Annotated in this window: 20 protein-coding genes, 2 tRNA genes and 1 pseudogene; 11 read left to right on the top strand and 12 right to left on the bottom strand. The window is 43.4% G+C overall.

The window, feature by feature from the left end:
- The first annotated feature begins 1430 nt into the window (after positions 1-1430).
- From Q5076_RS15580 to Q5076_RS15550, 7 genes are all read left to right on the top strand, one after another.
- A complete protein-coding gene (locus Q5076_RS15580; RefSeq protein ID WP_303014526.1) occupies positions 1431-1868 on the top strand; it encodes a hypothetical protein in 438 nt (145 codons plus the stop codon).
- A 157-nt stretch (positions 1869-2025) separates the two neighbouring features.
- Positions 2026-2823, top strand: coding sequence for a MotA/TolQ/ExbB proton channel family protein (locus Q5076_RS15575; protein WP_303014525.1), 798 nt, complete (start codon positions 2026-2028; stop codon positions 2821-2823).
- 31 nt (positions 2824-2854) lie between these two features.
- Positions 2855-3460, top strand: a complete 606-nt coding sequence (locus tag Q5076_RS15570) for a biopolymer transporter ExbD (RefSeq protein WP_303014524.1) — start codon at positions 2855-2857, stop codon at positions 3458-3460.
- A 15-nt stretch (positions 3461-3475) separates the two neighbouring features.
- A complete protein-coding gene (locus tag Q5076_RS15565) occupies positions 3476-4126 on the top strand; it encodes a biopolymer transporter ExbD (protein ID WP_303014523.1) in 651 nt (216 codons plus the stop codon).
- A 26-nt stretch (positions 4127-4152) separates the two neighbouring features.
- On the top strand, positions 4153-4968 hold the full coding sequence (locus tag Q5076_RS15560; RefSeq protein ID WP_303014522.1) for an energy transducer TonB: 816 nt from the start codon (positions 4153-4155) through the stop codon (positions 4966-4968).
- A 3-nt stretch (positions 4969-4971) separates the two neighbouring features.
- Positions 4972-5919, top strand: coding sequence for a PstS family phosphate ABC transporter substrate-binding protein (locus Q5076_RS15555; RefSeq protein WP_303014521.1), 948 nt, complete (start codon positions 4972-4974; stop codon positions 5917-5919).
- 21 nt (positions 5920-5940) lie between these two features.
- Positions 5941-7407, top strand: coding sequence for a lipopolysaccharide assembly protein LapB (locus tag Q5076_RS15550; protein ID WP_303014520.1), 1467 nt, complete (start codon positions 5941-5943; stop codon positions 7405-7407).
- Between the two features lie 593 nt (positions 7408-8000).
- On the opposite strand, the gene Q5076_RS15545 is transcribed toward Q5076_RS15550, so the two are convergent.
- The 4 genes from Q5076_RS15545 to gadC form a co-directional block, all read right to left on the bottom strand.
- Positions 8001-9638 (bottom strand): alpha-galactosidase, encoded by a 1638-nt coding sequence (locus Q5076_RS15545; protein ID WP_303014519.1) that lies wholly within the window; start codon positions 9636-9638, stop codon positions 8001-8003.
- A 108-nt stretch (positions 9639-9746) separates the two neighbouring features.
- Positions 9747-9819, bottom strand: a tRNA-Pro gene (locus Q5076_RS15540).
- Positions 9820-9832: 13 nt separating this feature from the next.
- A tRNA-Phe gene (locus Q5076_RS15535) sits at positions 9833-9905 on the bottom strand.
- A gap of 168 nt (positions 9906-10073) precedes the next feature.
- Positions 10074-11684, bottom strand: coding sequence for a putative glutamine/gamma-aminobutyrate antiporter GadC (gene gadC, locus Q5076_RS15530; protein WP_303014518.1), 1611 nt, complete (start codon positions 11682-11684; stop codon positions 10074-10076).
- Positions 11685-11902: 218 nt separating this feature from the next.
- Here gadC and Q5076_RS15525 point away from each other — a divergent pair, with 218 nt between their 5' ends.
- Positions 11903-12688, top strand: coding sequence for a potassium channel family protein (locus Q5076_RS15525; protein ID WP_303014517.1), 786 nt, complete (start codon positions 11903-11905; stop codon positions 12686-12688).
- Positions 12689-13012: 324 nt separating this feature from the next.
- On the opposite strand, the gene glsA is transcribed toward Q5076_RS15525, so the two are convergent.
- From glsA to Q5076_RS15510, 3 genes are all read right to left on the bottom strand, one after another.
- Complete coding sequence (gene glsA, locus Q5076_RS15520; RefSeq protein ID WP_303014516.1) at positions 13013-13978, bottom strand: glutaminase A; 966 nt, start codon at positions 13976-13978, stop codon at positions 13013-13015.
- 6 nt (positions 13979-13984) lie between these two features.
- Complete coding sequence (locus tag Q5076_RS15515; RefSeq protein WP_303014515.1) at positions 13985-15430, bottom strand: glutamate decarboxylase; 1446 nt, start codon at positions 15428-15430, stop codon at positions 13985-13987.
- 210 nt (positions 15431-15640) lie between these two features.
- Positions 15641-16144: an RNA polymerase sigma factor gene (locus Q5076_RS15510; protein ID WP_303014513.1), complete on the bottom strand. Its 504-nt coding sequence runs from the start codon at positions 16142-16144 to the stop codon at positions 15641-15643.
- A gap of 319 nt (positions 16145-16463) precedes the next feature.
- On the opposite strand from Q5076_RS15510, the gene Q5076_RS15505 reads away from it, so the two are divergent.
- Together Q5076_RS15505 and Q5076_RS15500 are read left to right on the top strand one after the other, a co-directional pair.
- Positions 16464-17696 (top strand): MFS transporter, encoded by a 1233-nt coding sequence (locus Q5076_RS15505; RefSeq protein ID WP_303014512.1) that lies wholly within the window; start codon positions 16464-16466, stop codon positions 17694-17696.
- Between the two features lie 2 nt (positions 17697-17698).
- On the top strand, positions 17699-18598 hold the full coding sequence (locus Q5076_RS15500; protein ID WP_303014511.1) for a DMT family transporter: 900 nt from the start codon (positions 17699-17701) through the stop codon (positions 18596-18598).
- Positions 18599-18650: 52 nt separating this feature from the next.
- Here the strand turns inward: Q5076_RS15500 and Q5076_RS15495 are convergent, their stop codons facing one another.
- The 3 genes from Q5076_RS15495 to Q5076_RS15485 form a co-directional block, all read right to left on the bottom strand.
- Positions 18651-19043 (bottom strand): HIT family protein, encoded by a 393-nt coding sequence (locus tag Q5076_RS15495; RefSeq protein WP_004311936.1) that lies wholly within the window; start codon positions 19041-19043, stop codon positions 18651-18653.
- Between the two features lie 51 nt (positions 19044-19094).
- Positions 19095-19559: a transcription elongation factor GreA gene (gene greA, locus Q5076_RS15490; protein WP_032844195.1), complete on the bottom strand. Its 465-nt coding sequence runs from the start codon at positions 19557-19559 to the stop codon at positions 19095-19097.
- A gap of 181 nt (positions 19560-19740) precedes the next feature.
- Complete coding sequence (locus tag Q5076_RS15485; RefSeq protein ID WP_004306934.1) at positions 19741-20892, bottom strand: TlpA disulfide reductase family protein; 1152 nt, start codon at positions 20890-20892, stop codon at positions 19741-19743.
- Between the two features lie 196 nt (positions 20893-21088).
- Here Q5076_RS15485 and pnp point away from each other — a divergent pair, with 196 nt between their 5' ends.
- Complete coding sequence (pnp, locus tag Q5076_RS15480; protein WP_303014510.1) at positions 21089-23215, top strand: polyribonucleotide nucleotidyltransferase; 2127 nt, start codon at positions 21089-21091, stop codon at positions 23213-23215.
- A gap of 370 nt (positions 23216-23585) precedes the next feature.
- Here the strand turns inward: pnp and buk are convergent, their stop codons facing one another.
- Both buk and Q5076_RS15470 read right to left on the bottom strand, forming a co-directional pair.
- Positions 23586-24647 carry a butyrate kinase gene (gene buk / locus Q5076_RS15475; protein WP_303014509.1) on the bottom strand — a complete coding sequence of 354 codons (1062 nt, stop codon included), beginning with the start codon at positions 24645-24647 and terminating at the stop codon, positions 23586-23588.
- Positions 24648-24672: 25 nt separating this feature from the next.
- Positions 24673-24787 (bottom strand): annotated as a pseudogene (locus Q5076_RS15470) (phosphate butyryltransferase); the annotation flags it as partial.

The raw sequence follows: 24787 nt of genomic DNA, 5'->3' as shown, positions 1-24787 counted from the left end.
TTACGCCGATGGTACTGCGTAATAGTGGGAGAGTAGGTAGCTGCCGTTTTTTTAAATTCAGATGTTTATCGAGCCCTGTCGGATAAGATTCCGGAGGGCTCGATTTCTTTTTTGTGTTTGTTTGTGTTTGTGTTTTTGTGTGTTTGCGGGATGGGGGTCTCCGGGAAAATGAATCTTTGAGTCCGATATGCAGGAAATACTTTTCTGTTTGCCTCCTTGTCATTTTTCCCTTCCGGGGAATTGCAACCGAAGCAACCGAATCTTGTTTTTACCGGAAAATAATATAAAGTTAGCCGGCCGATTCATGCTCGAAGCATTGTGAATTGGCCGGCTTTTTTGTATGGTTAGGTATTTTCCTTCCCCTTCCCCTCCCCGGAAACAAGGTCTGACAGCCCGGACAATCGTTCTTAAAACATTCCTCTAAATGTGCAGCGATACGGTATGCGATAAGATATGCATGTAACCTTCTTTAAAGCTATGGCTGGGATACGAAGAAATCCAGTTGGGATTCAGTCTGCGTTGGGCTCTTTACAGGGTTAGATATTTGTACTTTAACGGATTGTGTATGTCACTTTTGTGCGTATTGTTTTTCTGTGTGTTTTGCTTTTGTATGCATTGCTTTTTGTATCGTTTCGAATAAAACATCCCTCTAAATGTGCAGCGATACGGTATGTAATAAATGCGTATATACGTATAAATAGCATCTGAATCTTGGCATCCGATATGCAAGAAATACTTTTCTGTTGTATCCTTATCATTTTTCCCTTCCAGGGAATTACAACCGAATCTTACTTTTAGCAGGTAATATGAAATAATATCTTGGTCTGTATTGTTTTTTTTGTATTCTCCTGAATAAAATCTTTCTCTAAATATGCAGCGATACGGTATGCGATAAATGTGTTGTATATACGCATAAATAGTATCTGAATCTTGGCATCCGATATGCAAGAAATACTTTTCTGTTGTATCCTTATCATTTTTCCCTTCCAGGGAATTACAACCGAATCTTACTTTTAGCAGGTAATATGAAATAATATCTTGGTCTGTATTGTTTTTTTTGTATTCTCCTGAATAAAATCTTTCTCTAAATATGCAGCGATACGGTATGCGATAAATGTGTTGTATATACGCATAAATAGTATCTGAATCTTGGCATCTGATATGCAAGAAATACTTTTCTGTTGTATCCTTATCATTTTTTCCTTCCAGAGAATTACCGCCGAATCTTTCTTTTAACAGATAATATGAATAATATCTCGGTCTGTATTGTTTTTCTGTGTTCTTCCGAACAAAACATCTCTCCGGTTGTTTTTATGGTAAAGGCAAAATTTTAGTCTTAAAAGATGTGAACAACGACTGACTGAAATTTTTTATTATTATTTTTGCCGCAAAATAAAGTAGACCTATTACAATTCATTAAAAGAAATGCAATGAGAGCTTCTCTGAAATTCATATTAGCTTCAATTCTGCTTATGCTATCTTATAGCGTGAGCGGAAATGCTATGGGTGCTTCATGCGTTTCTAAAAGTGGCAATATTTGCCAGTTGTCTGCATCATCTTCCGAGATGAATAATTCTTCTCTAAAGGAGCGTGCTGTCGGTTTTAACAGGATGTCTCAATCTTTGTCTGTTTCCGATGTTGAATTGGGTTGTAAGTCTACTACTGAATCAACGTCTAATAATTATCGTTTACGTAGGATTATCGAAATAAACGATTCTTTAAAAGACGTTATGCATAAGTTTTCTTTGTTGAGAGAAAATTCTTTGGTTCTGGACCAAAGCAAGTCTTATTATTCGGATAAGGACCCTCATTATTCCATTATCTGCAGTGACTACTATGTGTTCACTTTGAGGCGTATCCTTATTTAGTAATCTTATCTTTTCTTATTTTTTCCTTTTCATACCTGGGTATGGACTGTGCGGCTTTTTGTGCTTGAAAAGTCGCAGGGTTTATAGCGTGGTGTGCCCTATTCTTCTGACAATTTTCTAAATAACTGAATTAATATCTTAACAAAAAAAACTTATTATGGAAACTACTAAAAAAGCTAAAGTTGTAGGTATAAAGAATGCCGGTATTGTGATTATCTGCTGTTTTGTAATAGCTGTATGTATTTATCAGTTCTTATTGGGGAATCCGTCTAATTTTATGAATAATGACCCCGACAACCATCCGTTGAATATGTTGGGTACTGTTTATAAAGGGGGCGTTATTGTACCTGTCATCCAAACATTGTTATTGACTGTGCTTGCTTTGAGTATCGAACGTTATTTTGCTCTTCGTTCTGCTTTCGGCAGGGGTTCGTTGGCTAAGTTTGTCGCTAATATTAAAGAGGCACTGGCTGCCGGGGATATGAAGAAAGCGCAAGAGATTTGCGACAAACAGCGTGGGTCTGTTGCCAATGTGGTGACTTCTACTTTGCGTAAGTATGAGGAAATGGAAAAGAATACTTCTTTGTCTAAAGAACAAAAGCTGCTGGCTATCCAGAAGGAACTGGAAGAGGCTACTGCTTTGGAAATGCCTATGATGCAGCAGAATCTTCCGATTATTGCCACTATTACTACTTTGGGTACGTTGATGGGGTTGCTTGGTACGGTAATCGGTATGATTCGTTCATTTGCCGCTTTGTCTGCGGGTGGCGGAGCTGACTCTATGGCTTTGTCGCAAGGTATTTCCGAGGCTTTGATTAATACTGCTTTCGGTATTTTGACAGGTGCATTGGCTGTTATTTCATACAACTACTACACCAACAAGATTGATAAATTGACTTATGGGCTCGATGAAGTCGGATTTTCCATTGTACAAACTTTTGCCGCTACTCACTAATGGGGTGAATCCTTTCAAAATCTGTTAAATCATGGGTAGAGCGCAAATTAAAAAGAAAAGTACGTTCATAGATATGACGGCTATGAGTGATGTTACTGTATTGCTTCTGACTTTCTTTATGTTGACTTCGACATTTGTGAAGAAAGAACCGGTACAGGTGACTACTCCGGCGTCTGTTTCGGAGATTAAGATTCCGGAGACGAATGTGCTCCAGATTCTGGTTGATCCGGAAGGAAAGATATTTATGAGCCTTGACAAGCAGCAGGACATGCGGGCTGTCTTGGAGAGTATGGGTAAGGAGTATGGCATTGAATTTACTCCGGAACAAGAGAAGAGGTTTATTCTTTCTTCTACTTTCGGAGTACCCATCGGAAGTATGCAGAAATTCCTGGACCTTCCTGAGGAACAGCGGGATAAGGTTTTGAAAAACGAGGGAATTCCTTGTGATAGCGTTGATAACCAGTTTAAGTCGTGGGTGCGTAATGCGCGTGCCGCTAACGCTGACTTGCGAATTGCTATCAAGGCGGATGCTTCGACTCCATACTCGGTGATAAAGAATGTTATGAACTCGCTTCAGGATTTGAGGGAAAACCGGTATAATCTGATTACTTCTCTCAAAACGGAATCTGAAAATTAAAAAGGAGGAAATATAATGAGTGCTGAAGTACAAGAGAGCGGGAAAAACGGGAAGAGCAAACAGAAGAAGATGACTGTCCGCGTGGACTTTACGCCGATGGTGGACATGAACATGCTGTTGATTACTTTCTTTATGCTGTGTACTACGCTGAGCAAACCTCAGACGATGGAGATAAGCATGCCGAGTAATGATAAGAATATAACCGAGGACCAGAAGAGTATGGTGAAGGCTTCTCAGGCGATTACTTTGCTGCTGGGACCGGATGATAAACTTTATTATTATGAGGGAGAACCTAATTATAAGGATTATACGTCATTGAAGGAGACGAATTACAGTGCTGACGGATTGCGTGCCGTGCTTCTTCAGAAGAATGCTGTTGCCGTAAATAAAGTGAGGGCATTGAAGCAGAAGAAGCTTGACCTTGAGATTTCGGAAGAGGACTTTAAGAAACAGGTTGCCGAGATTAAGAGCGGAAAGGATACGCCGACCGTGATTATCAAGGCGACGGATGACGCTTCTTATCGGAATCTGATTGACGCGCTGGATGAAATGCAGATATGTAACATTGGCAAGTATGTAATAACCGATATGGCTGAAGCGGACGAATTCTTGATAAAGAATTACAATGAGAAGGGAGCTTTGTCGCAGAATCTGGCCGATGAATGATGTAACACCTAAAAAAGAAAAGTAAAATGGCAAAATTAGATTTAGCTTCTTCGGAGTGGTGTCAACTGATTTTTGAGGGCAAAAACCAGGCGTATGGAGCATATAGGATGCGTGCTAATTCAACGAAACGGCATAACGCGGCGATGTTGATTGTGTTGGTGATAGCGGTTGTCGGGTTTAGCATTCCTACGTTGCTTAAGTTGGCGACTCCGAAGCAGAAAGAGGTTATGACAGAGGTTACTACTTTGTCGAAATTGGAAGAACCGGAAATTAAGCAGGAAGAGATGAAAAGGGTGGAACCGGTTGCGCCTCCTCCCCCTGCACTGAAAAGTTCTATTAAGTTTACGGCTCCTGTCATCAAAAAGGATGAGGAGGTGCATGAAGAGGATGAAATCAAGAGCCAGGAAGATTTGAATGCTACCAAAGTATCCATTTCCATTGCTGACGTGAAGGGGAATGATGAAACGAACGGGGCGGATATTGCGGATTTGAAGCAAGTGGTGACGCAGGCGGAACCGGAACCTGAAAAGGTCTTTGATATGGTGGAGCAGATGCCGGCTTTTCCCGGTGGACCGCAGGAATTGATGGCTTATCTGGGCAAGAATATCAAGTATCCGACTATTGCGCAGGAGAACGGAACGCAAGGACGTGTTATCATACAGTTCGTTGTGGAGCGTGACGGCAGTATTTCTGATGTACATGTAGCCCGTGGCGTAGACCCTTATTTGGATAAGGAGGCTGTACGGGTGGTAAAGAGTATGCCGAAATGGATTCCGGGCAAACAAAATGGAAAAGCGGTGCGTGTGAAGTTCACTGTTCCGGTGATGTTTAGATTACAGTAAAAGATGATGAAAAGACAATGGAAGCTGATAGGGGTTGTTCTGCTGGCGGTATTGGGGGCTTGCAACTCGAAGTCGAAGAAGGGACCGACGGATACTTATTCTTCCGGGGTGGTCGCCATTACAGCGGACGAGAGTTTCGAACCTATCATACAGGAAGAAATTGATGTGTTCGAAAACTTGTATCCTTTGGCTGGGATTGTTCCTCGTTATACAACAGAGGTAGAGGCGATTAATTTACTTCTGAAAGACAGTGTCCGGTTGGCTATCGTAACCCGGACACTGACTGAGGAAGAGATGAATTCGTTCCACAGCCGTAAGTTTTTTCCCCGTGAGATAAAACTGGCTACGGATGGTCTGGCTTTGATTGTGAATCGCAATAATCCGGACTCTTTATTGAGTGTACGTGATTTCCGCCGTATTCTGACGGGTGAGGTGAAAAACTGGAAGGAGGTAAATCCGGATTCCCGTTTGAAGGAGATTCAGGTGGTGTTCGATAATAAGAATTCCAGTACCGTGCGTTTTGCCATAGATTCGATTTGCGGTGGAAAGCCTTTGGCTACGGACAATGTCAGTGCTTTGAAAACGAACCGGCAGGTGATGGATTATGTAGCGGAGAATCCGAATGCTATGGGAGTGATTGGGGTGAACTGGTTGGGCAACCGTAACGATACGACTCATTTATCTTTTCGTGAGGAGGTCAGGGTGATGGCGGTGAGTGCTGAGGACGTTGCTACTCCTGCGAATAGTTATAAACCTTATCAGGCTTATTTGTTCTACGGCAATTATCCTCTGGCACGGTCTGTTTATGCGTTGTTGAATGATCCCCGTAACGGATTATCCTGGGGATTCGCTTCTTTTATGGCATCTGACAAAGGACAGCGGATTATATTGAAATCCGGACTTGTTCCGGCTACCCAGCCGGTACGTGTCGTCCATGTGAAAGACGAGTAATAACTAAAATTAGTGACTATCATGAAACGAGTACAAATGTTTTTAGCTGGAGCGTTTATAGCTGTTGGGTCGCTCTATGCGCAATCACCTGATGCCGAATGGCAGGCGGAGGTTGCAAAATTGAAAGAAATGATTCAGTCAAATCCGGCACAGGCTGCCGAAGACGCCGGGCGTTTGACAAAAGGAAAAAATAAAAAGAATGTAGAGCTTTTGGTGGCTATCGGAGAAGCGTACCTGGATGCCGGCAAGTTGCCGGAAGCACAGGAATATGCGGCTCTCGCGAAAAAGGCTGACAAGAAATCGGCTCTTGCTTCTGTATTGGAAGGGGATATTGCCGTAAAACAAAAGAATGCGGGACTTGCTTCCCAGAAATATGAAGAGGCTATTTATTTCGATTCCAGATGTACGGAGGCGTATTTGGGATATGCGGATATATACAAGGCTGCCAATCCGAACCTTGCTATTGAGAAATTGAATCAGTTGAAGGAACTGGAACCGTCTCTGACGGCTGTAGATAAAAAACTGGCTGAGATTTATTATTTGAAGAATGATTTCAGTAAGGCTGCCGATGCTTATTCCCGTTTTGCGATGGGGCCGGCGGCTACGGAGGAGGATTTGGTGAAGTATGCCTTTGCCTTGTTCCTGAACCATGATTTTACAAAGTCGCTTGAGGTGGCTAACAGGGGATTGGAAAAGAATGCCCGTCATGCTGCGTTTAATCGTTTGGCGATGTATAATTATACGGACTTGAAACGGTTTGATGAAGCGCTCAAGGCTGCGGATATTTTTTTCAATGAATCTGAAAAAGCGGATTATTCTTATTTGGACTATATGTATTACGGTCATTTGCTGGAGAGCCTGAAAAAATATGAAGAGGCGGTGGTACAGTATGAGAAAGCGGTTCAACTGGAGCCGGCAAAGACTGATTTGTATAAGAATATCTCTTCTGCTTATGAACAGAAGAATGATTATAAAAAAGCGATTAGCGCTTATCGGAAGTATTATTCATCTCTGGATAAGGATAAGCAGACTCCGGATTTGCTGTTCCAGTTGGGGAAACTTTATTATGGAGCGGGCACGCAGGCTGATTCGCTGGCAACCGGTGTCGATGAGCGTAAGCTGGCTTTGATGTCTGCCGACTCTGTCTTCCACTCTATTGCGGAAGTGGCGCCGGAAAGTTATCTGGGCAATTTCTGGAGGGCGCGAGCCAATTCTGCACTTGACCCTGAAACGGTTCAAGGGTTGGCTAAGCCTTTCTATGAGGAGGTTGCCGCTTTATTGGAGAGTAAAAATGATTCCCGTTATCATTCGGCGTTGGTTGAATGTTACAGTTATCTTGGATATTATTATTTGTTGGCTATCGAGAATCCGGCATTGAAGGCCGAAGCGAAGGCTAATAAAGACAAATCCATAGAATATTGGAATAAAATTCTGGCTATAGACCCCGCTAATGCTACTGCTAAAAGGGCATTGGACGGCATCAAATAGTAAATAATTTTAGTTGTTTGTCGTGACGGGAGGAGTGGAGAGTGATCTTAGCTCCTCCTATTTTTGTGCTTTTCTTTTTATTCCTGTTCCTGTAAGGAGGGGATGAATAAATATTCTGCTGTTTTTGAGATGGATATGGATATTGAGTCCGGAGTACTTTTTTCTTGTCATGTGAATTGGGCATTGGCTTATTTCCGCTTTAAGGAGTCTGAAATTGTTAATGGAGTGTATATACTGTAACCTATGGATTTTATAGGAAGTAAAGTTGTTTGTTTACAGGTTGCAGATAGAGTCTGTGATGAGATATCGTTGGGGGGGATATCCGGGAGAGGAACGGATTCTTTCTGTCGGGGAGTGTACTGCCATTGCGGAGGTGGATGTAGGAGAAAAAGCGAAAATTACGATAACACCGGAATAGGCGGGAACCGGTCATGAAGAGATGGAATATGATACGGATTGCTGGGCAGTATCTAAACTAAAAAGGAGCAATAATGGATTTTAAAGTATTTCCTAAAAGCAAAATGAGAAACTTTTAGGGCATATTTTATTCCACATGGTTGCTCCTTTTAATAGATGAGATTATATCGTCCGGATTACAATGCTTTTTTTAGAGTGAAGCAGTCGATATCCGGTGCCCAATTGTAACTATTGCCCATACGGATAGTGTTGTATCCGGCTTTTAATTCAACGGGAACTGTGATTTGTTTATGACCGTTATCCTCTCCCAGGGAGTCGATTTTAGTAATGGTACCGTTTACGTCCAGTTCTATTTGTCGTCCTTTGCCATATAAATAATGGATAGTCATATCATAGCGCCCGCCGTTTTCGCTATATACTTCCCGCCATTCGGCATAGTTTTCGGGTTGTCCGCCAAGGAAACCTACTTTCATTTTGCCGGAAGCTTCCTTATCATGGGCATAAACAATGCCTTTAGGATTTTTGCCGAGGTCATTGAAAAGAGGCAGGTAAGCCCATTCTGCTTCATACAAGGTCGGTTCCAGGCGTGTTTCGCCTTCTATGCGGAGGAACATGGCACTGTGTGCAGGAAGTGTTTGTTCGAAGGTTCCGGAGAAGTTTCCTAAATCGCTATGTTTTACCAGATCGCGTACTTTTACGTTTCCTTCAAATTCCAGTGAAGAGAACGGTACGGAGAAACTACATGTCGTATCGGAAGGATTGTAGAGAGCTACTGCGCGTACATTCCCACGTTTCTGCTCAATATCTTTTACGAGTACATAGCCTTCGTTTTCATGTTGCGCTACATAGGCCTGCAAGCCCAGCGGATCTTGGTTGAGGGCAATCAGTTCTTTATTAGTCAGCAGTTCGAGCGAAGAATCCGGTATGTTTTCCAGATTGCATCCGATAAGCAAAGGAGAGCTCATGATACACCATAAACCGAAATGAGCTTCTTCTTCTGTCTGAGTAAGACCTTGTCCGCCTACTTTACTGTCGTTACGGAATCCGATGACCATCATATCCATGTCATTATAATGTCCGTTTCCGGCATAGGCTGACAGGTAGAGATTCTTTCCTACTACATATCTTAATGATCCCCAATGTGCATTAATATCTCCACTGATACGCCAGGAAGTTGCTGCATCTTTAGCCCAAGTGCCCGGGAAGGCCCATCGGCAAATATTGATGGAAACATCTTTGTTTACTTTGTCTATACTGTTCCGGATGGAAGTGTAGCGTTCCTTTTCATTAAGTCCCAGCGCATCTCCTCCGCAGTAATCAATTTTGATAAAGTCGAAACCCCAGTCGCCAAAGTATAATTGGGCGTCTTGCGGTTCGTGTCCATAGATACCAGCTCCTACGCCTGCTGCATCATTGTCCCACATGGAGCCACATGTACTGTTGCCCGCATCGGTATAGAGACCGGCTTTCATTCCCAGGCCGTGAACGTAATCCGCAATTGGTTTCATCCCATTCGGGAAACGTTGTTCGTGGGTATGCATAATTCCGTTGTCATCGCGCTTTCCGAAATAGCCGTCATCAACATTGACATAATGATATCCGGCATCTTTCAGACCTTTTTTTACCATCAGGTCGGCTTGATGCTTGATGATGTCTTCGCTGATGTCTACGCGAAATGCATTCCATGAACTCCATCCCATGATGGGAGGATTGACTGTCTTTTCATTCTCGGAAAGGGTAGTTTGAGTTTTTGTGCAGCTGATGCACATAAAAGAAGCTACTGCTACTGTAAAGAGATAAATCCTGTTTTTCATGATATAATAGGTTGTGTCTTATTACATATCCGTCCTGAATTTGTTCAAGTGACTGAATAGAAATGAAGGACAACTTACTGTATTCCAGAAAGCTGCCCTTCATTTTTGTCGGAATGAGGCGACTCGAACGCCCGACCCCTACGTCCCGAACGTAGTGCGCTACCAACTGCGCTACATTCCGATTGCTTAAGAAGTGGTGCCACCAGGAATCGAACCGGGGACACAAGGATTTTCAGTCCTTTGCTCTACCAACTGAGCTATGGCACCTTTCTTGTTTGCGGGTGCAAAGATAAGTATATTTTTTAATACCGCAATAATTTCAAAAGAAAAAACTGCAAAATCGGCTAAAGATTTCAGATAATTATAATCCCATGACGCAGAATATCTGGCATGGGATTATTTATTGACAAAATTGTCTTCTTGTATTCAGTGAAGTCAGGAAGGAGGTGTATTTTTGTCTTTATTGGAAGGATTAACGGTTCCGGACACGGTGTCTGTTTTTGAAGTTTCCTTTGTTGCGGCATCCGAAGAAGCTGTTGCGGGAGAAGGGGCTGTGCTGTTGGGAGTATTCGCATTGGCGGTAGCCGGTTGGGCGTTTATTTCCCAATGGAATGGCTCGAAATTGGAGTTCGGATCTACCCAGGACGGTTTCTTGGCTGCATATATGATGAACGGGGCGACAACTACAATGATGGCGCCGATAATTAATACGGAGAACCAGACTGTATTGCTGCCGGTAGATATCTGGCTGGGCGGAATGAAACTAAGGATGAAGGCAAGCAATGAGCCGCAGAATCCAAGGCCTCCTACAAACCACATCAGGCCGTTGCCGGATTTGCCGATACGGAACGGACGATTGAGTTTCTTCATTTTGTAACGCAGTGCGATGGCTCCGGAGAACATCAGCAGATACATGATGAGGTAAAGGATAACCGTTAGCTGTGACAATATCTGGTAGAAGCTTTGTACGGAAGGCATCACGACGAATAATAAGCTTAATACCGTGACGGCGATGCCTTGTACGAACAGGATGTTCTTTTGTACGCCCAGCTTATTGGTTTTCTGGAAGAACGGGGGCATGTATCCGGCCTTGCCTACGGCGAAGATACCTTTTGACGGACCGGCAACCCAGGTCAATACACCGGCCAGTACGCCGAATGCAAGGGCAATGGCGATAATCGGTGACAGCCAGGAAGCATGGATGTATTTGAAATAATTGTCAAAACCGACGAGTAGGCTCTGTGTTAAACTGATGTCTTTGACCGGAATAATGATACCTAGCGCGAATGTTCCCAGGACGAAGATTAACACGGTAATGAGTGCGCCGATAAATACGGCTTTCGGATAGTTTTTAGAGGGATTGTCTACGTCTTTGACGTGGATACCGCCCATCTCCATACCGGCATAGAACAGGAAGATGCTGGCGGCAAGAACAACGTTATCGAAATTGGTGAAGTCTGGGAAGAAGCTGCTGTGGAAATCCATATTGGAATGTCCTCCTGTTGCCAGATAGATAATTCCCAGGATGATTAGTAAGGCGGCAGGGATAATCGTACCGACCATACCGCCGATTTTAGCGACTTTGCCGACCCAGCTCATGCCTTTCAGGGAAATGAAAGTTGCCAGCCAGTAGATGATAAGTACTACGACGAGCGTATAGTACTTATTGTTTGCCAATGACATGTCATGGACGTCGTTCATTCCGATAAAGGCGATGGATACGGCTCCGAATGTCAGTACTGTCGGGTACCAGATTGTACTTTCAATCCATTGTACCCAGATGGCGAGGAATCCCAGCTTTTTGCCGTAGGCTTCACCTACCCACCGGAATACACCGCCTTGTTTGTCCTGGAACATTGCTGCCAGTTCGGCTGCGACGAGGGAGGTGGGAATCAGGAAGACAATTGCCGCAAAGAGATAGTAGAAGGCCGAACTCATTCCATATACGGCTTCGGCCGGCAGTCCGCGCAGGGATACTACCGCTGTAACATTCATGATAGCCAGGGTGAATACGCCTAGCTTCACTGCATTTTTAATATTTGCCATAAGTTAAGGTTTTAAGTGAAAAATATTTTAAAGTCAGTTCTATAACAACATTTTGCAAGAGATGTTTCGGCAATCTCTTGCAAAGTTCGTTAATTAACATGAGTAAAACCGCTGTTTTGTCAGCTTCGGTTTCTTTGTCGGCAAACAATCGCTTTCTCTGATTGTTTCTAAGCATTATGGATAGTCTTAGAATCATTTTATCATAAAATAAGGTAGTTATGAAGTCAGCGCTTTCGGATTTTATTCTTGGAAAAAAGGGGATTTACGGTATTCTTCACATCATTATATTGGTGATGTCTCTGTTTCTGGTAATTAGTATTTCGATTGATACTTTTAAGGGTATTCCTTTCTATACACAGTCTTCTTATATGAAGGTCCAGTTGTGGATTTGCCTTTGGTTTCTTTTCGACTTTGTATTGGAATTTTTCCTTGCAAGGCATAAAGGGCGTTATTTACGTACTCATTTTATCTTTTTGCTGGTGGCGATTCCTTATCAGAATATCATAGCTTATTACGGATGGATGTTTTCTCCGGAGATTACTTATATGCTTCGTTTTATTCCTTTGTTGCGGGGAGGATATGCATTGGCGATTGTGGTCGGGTGGTTGACGTATAATCGGGCTTCGAGCCTGTTTGTTTCTTATCTGACGATGTTGCTGGCGACGGTTTATTTTTCGAGTCTCGCGTTTTTTGTACTTGAGCATAAGGTGAATCCTCTTGTTCATGGTTATGGGGATGCTTTGTGGTGGGCATTTATGGATGTGACTACCGTAGGGTCGAATATTATAGCGGTAACGGTGACCGGGCGGGTGCTTTCCGTATTGCTGGCTGCTTTGGGCATGATGATGTTTCCTATTTTTACGGTGTATATTACTAATTTGATTCAACAGTCCAATCAACGGAAAAAACAATATTATGCGGCAGAGGAGGCGGAAAAAGAAGAGGAGGAAAAAAACGGGGTGACTGCGCGGAAAGATACGGTCGTAAAGGATGTGAAGGAGTAATCCGGTTTTATCTTTGTCAGGCGTATGGACATAATTTATGTGTGCCGGATGGCGGTTTTTCTTTGCCGGGACGTGTCCGGTTGATGTGTTTGGCATCAGTTTTTTTATGTCGGTTATGGCGGTAGATTGTTTGATTCACTGTATTTGCTGGCTAACCGGTTTGGGGCTGTATCGGGGAAATAGGCGGGTGTGAAATCTGAAGTTGGAGAAGGGCATAAAAAAGGCTGAACTCAAAATCTGTTTTTGTAATGCTCCCTAAAAGTTTTTGTCTGGCTTTTGGGGAGCATTTATTTTGAGGCAGCCTTTTTATTGTGCCGAGAATTGTCAGTCGACTACTGTGAGCTGATTATTCCCGAATACATTCAGTTCCAATTTATTCATGATATACCGGATAGCTAACTGGGCTTTTACGGAGTTGCCCGATTCGTCCAGGGGAGGAGCGAAGGCGGCAATACCGAACTGTCCGGGCAATACGCCCATGACTCCGCCGCCGACTCCGGTCTTGGCAGGGATTCCGGAGGTGTACATCCAGTCGCCTGTATGCTCGTAAAAACCTACCGCTGCAATCATGGCGGTGATTTTTGGAGAAAGGCCGGCGTCGAAAACTTTCTTTTGGGTTACCGGGTTCACACCGCCGTTGGCGATTGTTCCGGCTGCAATGGAAAGTTGTAATGCGGTCACTCCCAATGAACATTGGCGGGTGTAGAGGTCCAGTGATAAATCCGGGTCGTCATAGATTCGGTTATAGTTTTTCAGCAGCCAGGCAATGGAACGGTTGTTGAAATTGGTATCCGATTCGGATTTGTATAACTCGTCAATCAACTGGGGGGCACTGCCGCACAAGTCGGTTATGTTTTCTACGATGGTGTCCCACTTTTTAGCAGAGTCGCCGATGGGTTTTACCATGCTGCAGGCAGAGATGGCGCCGGCGTTCACCAATGGGGTGGACGGATGGTCGTTCTCCAGCAAGATTGCAATGATTGAATTGAAGGGCAAGCCTGTTGCGTCGGCTCCGATTTTGTTCAGGATTTCTTCGGCTCCGTATTGGCGTAATGCCAGGATGGCCGTATGTACTTTAGATACGGATTCGATGCCGAAACGGTAGTCTGAGTCTCCTACGTGGATGGTCTGCCCGTTGAGCAGGCAGACACTAATCCCGAAAAGTTCTTTGTTGACATTGGCCAGATAAGGTATATAGTCGGCATTTTTACCTTCTGTATGGGTTTTTACCTGGTCGTATGCCTCCTGTACCACTTCTTTTAATTGAGCGAGTGTTACTTTTTTATTCATAGGGTGTTATTTTTTTACGGTTTTATGACGACGGCCGCCATGATTGAACATTTTCGTTTCTACCGGGAGATTTTTATCCTGTGCCATACGGGTGGGAGTCGGATATTCCAGTTTCTCCAGTTCGGCAATTGCATTGTTGATATCGCCTAACAGCATATCTGCCATGTCGCGGCTGAATCCCTGGCGTACGACGACGCGCATAACGACGTAGTCTTCCAGTTTGGTGGGCAGCGTATAAGCAGGAACCATCCATCCGTGCTGGGATAATTTGTCTTGCAAATCGTACAGGGTCCATTTGGCATTTTTTGCATATTCGGGTTTCAGGTACCAGATAAACAATGGATTTACCACTTCTTTGGAATAGTTGACGAATGGGGCCATCTTGCCGATTTCATCATGGATATATTTGGCTATCTGCAAGGAGTTGTATTGTACTTCTTTATATCCCTGGAATCCCAGACGGATGAATTGGTAATATTGTCCCAGAATCTGGGCGGCAGGACGGGAGAAGTTCAATCCGACTTGAGTAATATTGGCTCCCAGGTAGTTTACGCTGAACGCCATTTCTTCGGGCAGGTATTCTTTGCCTTTCCAGCAAACCCAGCCGAGTCCCGGATATACCAGACCGAATTTATGGCCGGATACGCTGATTGAGAGTACCCATTTCAAACGGAAATCCCATTTCTTTTCCGGATACAGGAAAGGAAGGATGAAACCGCCGCTGGCTGCATCTACGTGGATAGGAATATCGTAGCCTGTTTGGGCATTGTATGCGTCGAGCGCTTTGTCCAGTGCTTCTACGTCGTCGTTCAAACCGGTCCATGTGACGCCTTCGATGGGTACGACGCAGATGGTGTTTTCATCGCACATTTTCAGTGCTTCTTCGGGGTCGAGAGTGGTCTTATCAAGTGTCAAAGGTACTTCACGCATTTCAATCTGCCATAATTGGGCGAATTTCTCCCATACGACCTGAAAGCCGGAGGATATGACGAAGTTCGGCTTATCGAAAGGCTTGCCTTGGGCTTGTCTTTTTTTACGCCAGCGCAACCAGGCGGCTACGCCTCCCAACATACAGGCTTCTGAAGAACCGATAGCCAATGCACCTGTTTTCCAGGTATCTTTTTCCGGAGAGTTCCATAGGTTGGCGACGATATTGATGCATTTTCCGTTCATTACTGCGATACGCGGATACTCCGTTTCGTCGATGTAATTGATATTAATCGCTTCGTTCATCAGTTTGGTGGCGTATTCGTCCATATAAGTAGTGACGAAAGTTGCCAGGTTCAAACGTGGCTGGGTTTGAGCGAATGTTTCGTCTTTTACCATTTGGTAGGCGACTTCGGGAGTGGTAGGCCCATCAGGTATTTTTTCTACCGGAGAGGGTTGTAACATTCTGTCTGAACCGAATACATCTGTTTTTGCATCACCTTTTCTGAAATTTAAATCTTTCATACGAATTTGTTTTTTAAAGGTTTAGGGCGATGGGGATTTTCCCCGTCGAATTTCCCACAAACAACAGCAGATGATTTTGAAAGTTTTCAGCTTTTACATTATTTGGCGTTTATTAAGGGAGAAAGGGATGCATCGTCGGTTTTGTTTGCCCGGAGCAAGGGATGTTTGTGTTATGGTCCGGATTTACAGGGTATCCGGATATCGTTTGTTTTAGCGGAAATCTTTCAACTCTTCTTGCAACTTCTGGCGGGTGAAGAAGATACGGCTTTTGACTGTACCTAACGGGAGGTTCAGCTTTTCTGCAATTTCACGGTATTTGAAACCGGAAATGTGCATGGAGAACGGAACTTTGTATTCTTTGGGAAGTTTGTTGACTATACGGTGCATCTCTTTCAGGTCATAAGCTTTTTCCGTACTTTCGAAACAGGAATCCTGTGGCAGGTTCAGGTGATACAGATTGTCTGTCCGGTCAATGAATGTCTGGTCGCGGACTACTTTGCGGTAGTTGTTTATGAATATGTTGCGCATGATGGTGTACATCCATCCTTTGAAGTTCGTATCGGGCGTATATTTGTCTTCATTGTCTAATGCTTTCAATGAGGTTTCTTGTAATAAATCGTTTGCTTCTTCACGGTCGGTTGTCAGTTTATATGCGAAGCGGAGCAATTCTTCCTGGACTCCTACCAGGTCTTTTCTAAAGCTGATATTTTTCATATACTTTATTTTTTAATTGTGAATGACTTTTTGTAATGATTTTGACAATGCAAGTTTACAGGATTTTTCCGGACACAATGGGGGAGAATTCGACTAATTTTGACCTGAAAACTATCCGTAGATAGTTTTCAGGTCTTATTTGATAGTTTTCAGGTGTTTTTCGGGCGGGTATCTTTTTAAATAATGGTCGGTTCCGGATTGTTTGTGGGTAAAGCGGTAATGCGAATGTTCTTTTTTCCGGAGAAATCTTTTTCGGGACTTTGAACTTTATATTATAAGTATTGTTTCCATGAGACCTAACTTTTAACGAACGGCATATATGAGAATAAAAACAGGAAGGGGGACAATTCCTCTTATAACGTTGATAGCGATATGGTCTGTTTCGGCATTGACATCTTTACCGGGACTGGCTGTTTCACCTGTTTTGGGTGACCTTACGAAGATATTTCCGGAAGCTACGGATTTGGATATACAGATGTTGACTTCTCTACCGTCATTGCTGATTATTCCTTTTATATTATTGGGTGGCAAGCTGACGGAGAAAATTGCTTTGGTACGTGTACTGAAAGTCGGGCTCTGGCTTTTTGCCGCAAGCGGTATTTTATATTTGTTGTCCGGCAAGATGTGGCAGTTGATAGTGGTAAGTGCTTTGCTGGGTATCGGGGCCGGATTGATAATCCCTTTATCTACGGGGCTGGTCTCAAATTATTTTGTGGGTCCTTACCGGGTGAAGCAGTTTGGATTGAGTTCGGCGATTACTAATATGACATTGGTTGTAGCGACTGCCGTAACGGGGTATTTGGCAGAGGTTAGCTGGCATTTGCCTTTTCTTGTTTACCTGCTTCCTTTGGTTTCCATACTGCTGGTCGGACGTTTGAAGACGGATCCGCCGGTTCCTGTTTCCGCTCTTCCGTCACAGGATGGGGAGATGTTGATGAAACAGGCGGACATAGATACGGGGGGCGGTAAGTATGGGATTCATGTCAGGCATTTGCTACAGTTGATGTTTTTTTATGGAGTGACGACTTATATCGTGTTGGCAGTTATATTCAATTTGCCTTTTTTAATGGAAGAGCATCACTTCTCAAGCGGTGATTCCGGATTAATGATTTCTCTTTTTTTTCTGGCGATTATGACTCCGGGATTCTTTCTGGATAAGATTGTGGGGTATTGGCAAGAACGTACGAAAGCTTATTGTTTGTTGTCTGTCGCATTAGGATTGGTATTGATTTGGATTGCTCCCATCGAGTGGCTTATTATTCCCGGATGTTTGCTCGTGGGATTAGGTTATGGGATTATTCAACCTATGCTGTATGATAAAACGACTCATACGGCGCTTCCGCAAAAGACGACTTTGGCATTGGCATTTGTGATGGTGATGAATTATCTGGCGATTTTACTATATCCTTTCATCGTTGATTTCTTGCAATGGATGTTTCATGCACATTCGCAAGAGTTTCCTTTTATTTTTAACTTGCTGATAACTATTGTCGTTTTTTTCTGGGCTTATTTGCGGCGTAATACCTTTTTGTTTAATGACCAATTGAAATAAAGATGAAAAATAAGAAGCTGGAAGCTAACTTGAGCATGGCGGTCTCGAAAGTATTGGGTGGTTTGAATATGAATGCCTTAAAGTTTCTTCTTCCGTTGTGGATGAGTCCGTTGACGGGAGCAGCCCTTCGCTGCACGTTTGCGGCAGTCGCTTTTTGGGTTATCGGTTGGTTTATGCCTGCCGAGAAGTCCACTTCAAGAGAAAAGTGGTTGCTGTTTCTGTTGGGAGCGTTGGGATTGTATGGTTTTATGTTTCTTTATTTGATAGGTTTGAGTAAGACGACTCCGGTGTCCAGTTCTATTTTCACCAGCCTTCAGCCGATTTGGGTCTTTTTGATTATGATAGTCTTTTATAAAGAGCGGTTGTCCGGGAAGAAAATTACCGGTATGGGAATTGGGCTTGTCGGAGCGTTGGTCTGTATATTGACGCAAAAAAGTGATGATTTGGCTTCTGATGCATTTGTCGGAAATATGTTTTGCCTGTTCAGTTCTGTTGCTTATGCGGTTTATTTGGTGTTGAGCCAGCGTGTGCTGGCTAATGTGGGGGCAATGACTATGTTACGTTATACTTTTACGGGGGCGGCGGTTAGCGGATTGATTGTCACGGCTTTTACCGGTTTTGAAGCGCCTGTACTTACGATGCCTGTACATTGGCAGCCGTTTCTTATTCTGGTGTTTGTACTGGTTTTTCCTACTACAATCAGTTATTTATTGGTTCCTATCGGTTTGAAGTATCTCAAAACGACTGTTGTAGCTATTTATGGTTATTTGATTTTGATTGTGGCGACAGTTACTTCTCTCGTTGTCGGACAGGACCGTTTCAGTTGGACACAGACGGCCGCTATCCTGTTTATCTGTATCGGGGTTTATCTGGTGGAAGTGGCGGAAAGCAAGGAGAAATAAAAAAAGCACCTGTTTTTCAGGTGCTTTCTTATTATATCATCATCATCATGTTTTATAGAGAGGAGTTGATTGCTTGCGCTATGGACTTGAATTCTTCATCCGACAATTTCAGTTTCGGATTCGAAAACAACATATCCGATTCCTTTTGAATAGGAATTAAATGAATATGTGCATGGGGTACTTCCAGTCCGATAACAGCTTCGCCTACCTTTTGGCAAGGGAATGCTTTTTTAATGGCACAGGCTACTTGCTTTGCAAACACGTGCATAGCAGCCAGGTCTTCATCGCTCAAATCGAAAATATAGTCTACTTCCTGTTTGGGCACTACCAATGTATGTCCCTTTACCAATGGATTGATATCGAGAAAAGCAAAAAACTTTTCGTTTTCTGCCACCTTGTAGCAGGGGATTTCTCCTGCGATGATTCTACTGAATATTGTTGCCATAACTTTTATTGATAAATTAAGGCAAGCCTCACATGGAGACCTGCCTTTACGTTAAATTGATATGTTTACTACTTCCAGTGCAATTTTACCTTGTGGAACAGTAATTTCTGCTACATCACCCACCTTCTTGCCAAGCAGACCTTGTGCAATCGGGGTATTAACGGAAATCTTCCCTTCCTTCAGGTTAGCTTCACTTTCTGAAACGATGGTATAAATCATCTTCATGCCATTCTTTACATTCTTCAGTTCCACCTTATTTAAAATCTGTACGGAATCTGTTTTCAATTTAGATTCATCGATGATTTTGGCATCTGCAATGGTAGCTTTCAGTTTGTTGATACGCATTTCGAGCATACCTTGCGCTTCTTTTGCTGCATCGTATTCAGCGTTTTCAGACAAGTCTCCTTTATCTCTGGCTTCGGCTATTGCCGCAGAGATCTTCGGGCGTTCCACTGTTTCCAGTTCCTTCAGTTCCGCCATCAGTTTTTTGTAACCTTCTTCTGACATATAAGCCATGATGTTTTCCTCCTTTAATTGTTTTAAATGGTCATATAAACAAAAAAGAATTCCAACATGAGCCATGTTGGAACCCTCTTTTCATTATTTCTTTGCAAAGATAGCCTTTTAAGTGATACGTGTCAAGTGAAAAAAGATGCTATGTAACATATTTAAATGAAATATGCTAAATTATAACAACTTAGAGCAATGACTTGACAGCTGCTTCCAAATCCTTAATGTCTTCGCCACGAAGCTTCAATTCGTTGTTACGATTAATCAAAAAGATAGATGGAACCTGACGAACATTATATACGGCTACGTTGGTAGAGTAAACTCCGTTTCCATCGCGCACACAGACCCATGGAAGATTATCTGCCGCTGTTTTCCAGTAGTGTTCGTCCGCGTCGAGAGATACTTGGTATATTTCCAGTCCTTGTTTTGCGTATTCATTATATAGTTCGCGAAGCATCAGGTTGTGAGGAGCTCCGGCAGGCGACTGGAATACAGAGAAATCGAGCAAAACGACTTTGCCTTTCAGGTCGGTCAGCTTGCGCACATTTCCTTTCACATCACGCAAGGCAATGTCGATAATACCGGTTTCTACGATTTTGTCCTGTGGAATTTCCAGAGCTTTTGTTTGCGGCTGACGCGTGTTCTTCATTCCTTTGATTACAATATTATAAAGGTTCTTGGAACGTACCGCATGAGGAAACGCATTGTTGAGGCTCGTAGCAACAGCTGCGAAACATTTCACATCGTCTTTATTGTTCAACGGATCGAATATCAGATAATTATTGAGCTTCTGGAACAGGGCAAAGTAAGCTGCAGCCGTGTTGGGAGCAGCAAAAATATAGTTCACTTTGACATCTTCCTTATAGTTGTTGAGCAATGTTGCCAGGCTGTCTTCAAATACATCATGCCCTATTCCGTTGCTGCGCAGGGATGCCAGTAAATTGTCCACCTCTTTTTGAAGGCGAATCTGCTTCAACGTCAGTTCTTTTATCTTATTGCTGTTTTCCGAACCTTCCACCGTATAAGTAGTAGAGAAATCCACATACGGAGCTTTGATTTGAATTGTTTCGATAGAATCTACAGAAAAATTGATGATTTTGTCGTCAATCCGCAAACGGTAAAATTCGGGTGACTCGGGACGAGGCTGCTTGAAACTGAATGTACCTTCCCCTTTCAGCTTCACTGAATCGAGCGGAACAATACCTTCCAGACCGGAAGCTTCGAGATAAAGCATTTTACCGTCGGCTCCTGATACATCCCCGTTCACCTGGAATTTAGGGCCAGAACTACAAGCAGTAATAGTAAGTGCGGCGAGCGCTGCAAAAGTAACCTTTTTCATATAGTGTGTGTTATTAACGAGATGCAAATATACTTCTTTTCGAGATTAGTCAAAGCATTTTGCTGTGTTCTTCATCCTAATTTTGAAAAAAAATCAGTTCGCCACTAACTTTTTACCTCATTTCCACCTAATTACCACGATAAATGTATATCTTTGCAGGAATTTTGAAAGAAAAAGTATAGATAAAACAATTTTTATGATTAACCCAATTGTTAAGACAATCGAGTTACCTGATGGAAGAACCATCACGCTCGAGACGGGAAAGTTGGCAAAACAGGCAGACGGTTCTGTAATGCTCCGCATGGGAAACACCATGTTGTTAGCTACTGTTTGTGCCGCTAAAGATGCAGTTCCCGGAACAGATTTTATGCCTTTACAGGTAGAGTACAAAGAAAAATTTGCGGCGTTCGGCCGTTTTCCCGGTGGTTTCACCAAAAGAGAAGGCCGCGCTTCTGACTATGAGATTCTGACTTGCCGTCTTGTAGACCGTGCTCTCCGTCCTTTATTTCCCGACAATTACCATGCAGAGGTATATGTAAATATCATCCTCTTTTCCGCTGACGGTGTAGATATGCCGGATGCACTGGCAGGACTTGCTGCTTCAGCGGCACTTGCCGTTTCAGATATTCCTTTTAACGGACCGATTTCTGAAGTGCGCGTGGCACGTGTTAACGGTCAGTTTATAATCAATCCGACGTTTGAACAGCTTGAAAAAGCGGATATGGACCTTATGGTTGCCGCTACTTATGAGAATATCATGATGGTAGAAGGCGAGATGAATGAGGTGTCTGAGGCTGAATTGCTGGAAGCGATGAAAGTTGCCCATGAAGCGATTAAGATTCATTGCAAGGCACAAATGGAGCTGGCGGAAGAAGTGGGAAAGACTGTAAAACGCGAGTATGACCATGAAGTAAATGACGAGGAACTTCGCAAAGCCGTTCATGAGGCTTGCTATGACAAGGCTTATGCGGTTGCGGCTTCCGGTAATAATAATAAGCATGAACGTCTTGCTGCTTTTGAAGCTATCCGTGATGAATTCAAGTCTCAATTCACAGAAGAAGAGTTGGAGGAAAAGGCGCCGTTGATTGACCGTTATTATCACGATGTGGAAAAGGAGGCGATGCGTCGTTGTATTCTTGACGAAGGAAAACGTCTGGATGGCCGCAAGACTACTGAAATCCGTCCGATTTGGTGTGAGGTAGGTCCTCTGCCCGGTCCTCACGGCTCCGCTATCTTTACCCGTGGGGAAACTCAATCGTTGACTTCCGTGACATTGGGCACGAAGCTGGATGAGAAGATTATTGATGATGTTCTGGAACATGGAAAAGAACGTTTCCTGTTGCATTATAATTTCCCTCCTTTCTCTACCGGTGAAGCGAAAGCGCAGCGTGGTGTAGGACGTCGTGAAATCGGTCACGGTCATTTGGCCTGGCGTGCTTTGAAAGGGCAGATTCCTGCTGACTATCCGTATGTGGTACGTGTGGTTTCGGATATTCTCGAATCCAACGGTTCTTCTTCCATGGCTACCGTTTGTGCCGGAACATTGGCATTGATGGATGCGGGTGTGAAGATTAAGAAACCTGTATCGGGTATCGCTATGGGATTGATTAAGAATCCGGGTGAAGAGAAATATGCCGTATTGTCCGATATTCTTGGTGACGAGGACCATCTGGGAGATATGGACTTCAAGGTGACCGGAACGAAGGACGGTATTACCGCTACTCAGATGGATATCAAGGTTGACGGGTTGTCTTACGAAATTTTGGAACGTGCTTTGAATCAGGCAAAAGAAGGACGTATGCATATTTTGGGTAAGATTACTGAAACCATTGCCGAGCCGCGTGCTGACTTGAAGGAACATGCTCCGCGCATTGAGACTATGACAATTCCTAAGGAATTCATCGGTGCTGTAATCGGTCCTGGCGGAAAGATTATTCAGGGCATGCAGGAAGAAACCGGTGCTGTGATTACTATCGAGGAAATCGATGGGGTAGGACGCATCGAAGTTTCCGGGACAAACAAGAAATGTATTGATGATGCCATGCGCATGATTAAGGCAATTGTTGCTGTTCCTGAAGTGGGTGAAGTCTACAAAGGTAAAGTTCGCTCTATTATGCCTTATGGTGCGTTTATCGAATTCTTACCGGGTAAAGATGGTTTGTTGCATATTTCCGAAATTGATTGGAAACGTTTGGAAACTGTGGAAGAGGCCGGAATTAAGGAAGGTGATGAAATTGATGTGAAATTGATTGATATTGACCCGAAAACCGGTAAATTCAAATTGTCCAGAAAGGTATTGTTACCCAGACCGGAGAAGAAATAGGAACGGTGATTTCTATCATTATAAAAAATGTCCCGACTGCTTTTAAAGCAATCGGGACATTTTTTATGGTGGATGGCGTTCTTGTTTGCACAGGTGTTTCTGTTTGGCATATTTTTCAGTGAAGAATCGGGTTTTCAATCCCAATGGTAGTTTCCCATATAAAAAGAATCGGAAAGTACCCCCATACTTTCCGATTCGAAACAGTCAAAAATCGACCTTAATCAATTTATTAACTTAACACGTTGCAAATATATGAGAAAAATTTCTTAGAAAGAGCTTTTTTGCCCAAAAAGTTTAGAATTCAAGCAAATAATACTTGCTATGAAAGTCATTTAACAGGTACGTATTCTTTTTTTCCTGGTGGGTATCATTATTTATAAACTTGTATCGGCAGTTCTCCTTTTAGGGCGCCTATTGCATTAAAGGCTAAAGATTCCATTTCGTTTTCTCCGGGATATACGTACACGGATGCTAGGAAAGAGATGCGTTTTTTTAAACGGGAGACTACATAGTCGGAGTAAGCAATGCCTCCTGTTAGAAGTATAGCGTCGATTTTACCGCAAAGGACAGTGGCGGCAGCTCCGATAGCTTTGGCGACATTATAAATCATGGCATCTAATATTAACTCTGTCTTTTTATCCCCTTTTTCTATGGAACGGATGATGGAAGGGACGTCTGTAGTTCCCAGATGTGCTGTCAGTCCGGCATGTCCGGAGATGCGTTTCTTTAGTTCGTCTTTATTGAATTGTCCGCTATAACAGAAATCGATGAGTTGGCCGGCGGGGAGTGTTCCTGCGCGTTCCGGCGAAAAAGGTCCTTCGCCGTCCAGTGCATTGTTGGCGTCGATAGCACGCCCGTGATGATGAACTGCAACGGAAATGCCTCCTCCCAAATGGCAGATGATTAAGTCTAGGTTTTCGTACTTCGTTCTTTGTTCTTTGGCGAAACGGCGTGCTATCGCTTTTTGGTTCAGGGCGTGCCAGATTGTGATTTTCGGCATCAGCGGTGAACCTGTGATGCGGGCTATGTCTTCCAGTTCATCCACTACTCCCGGGTCGGCGATGAAAGCGCGGCAGCCGGGTAACATGGAGGCTAATTCGTCTGCAATCAGCCCTCCCAGATTGCACGCATGAGTGCGCATGGCATGTACTGTGTCCTGTTTCATGGCGTCATTGACTTCATACACTCCTCCCTGGACAGGTTTTATTAAACCGCCGCGTCCTATAATGGCGTCAAAAGCAAAAGGTATGTGATTTGTCTCTAATTCCTGTAAAACCAGATTTTTCCGGAACTCGAACTGGTTTATCACTTCCGGAAAAGCGGACAGCTCTTCTACGGAATGTTTGATGTTGCGTGTGAATAAAGGATTTTCATTTTCATAAACTGCTATTTTGGTAGAAGTAGAACCGGGATTGATGACTAGGACTTTCATGGACTGTGTGTTTAAGTTTGAGGATTTATGTGTTTGGGGCAGGGATGAATGTCTTTTTACATTTGCAATCTCCTGACACTTGCAGGCATGCCATTGCAATGCTGTAATATTTGGACAAGCCGGAATCACTACGCGATGGA

The organism is uncultured Bacteroides sp. (assembly GCF_958445495.1).
In the GTDB taxonomy this organism is placed as follows: Bacteria; Bacteroidota; Bacteroidia; order Bacteroidales; family Bacteroidaceae; genus Bacteroides.
This window is presented reverse-complemented; position numbering and strand designations above follow the sequence as displayed.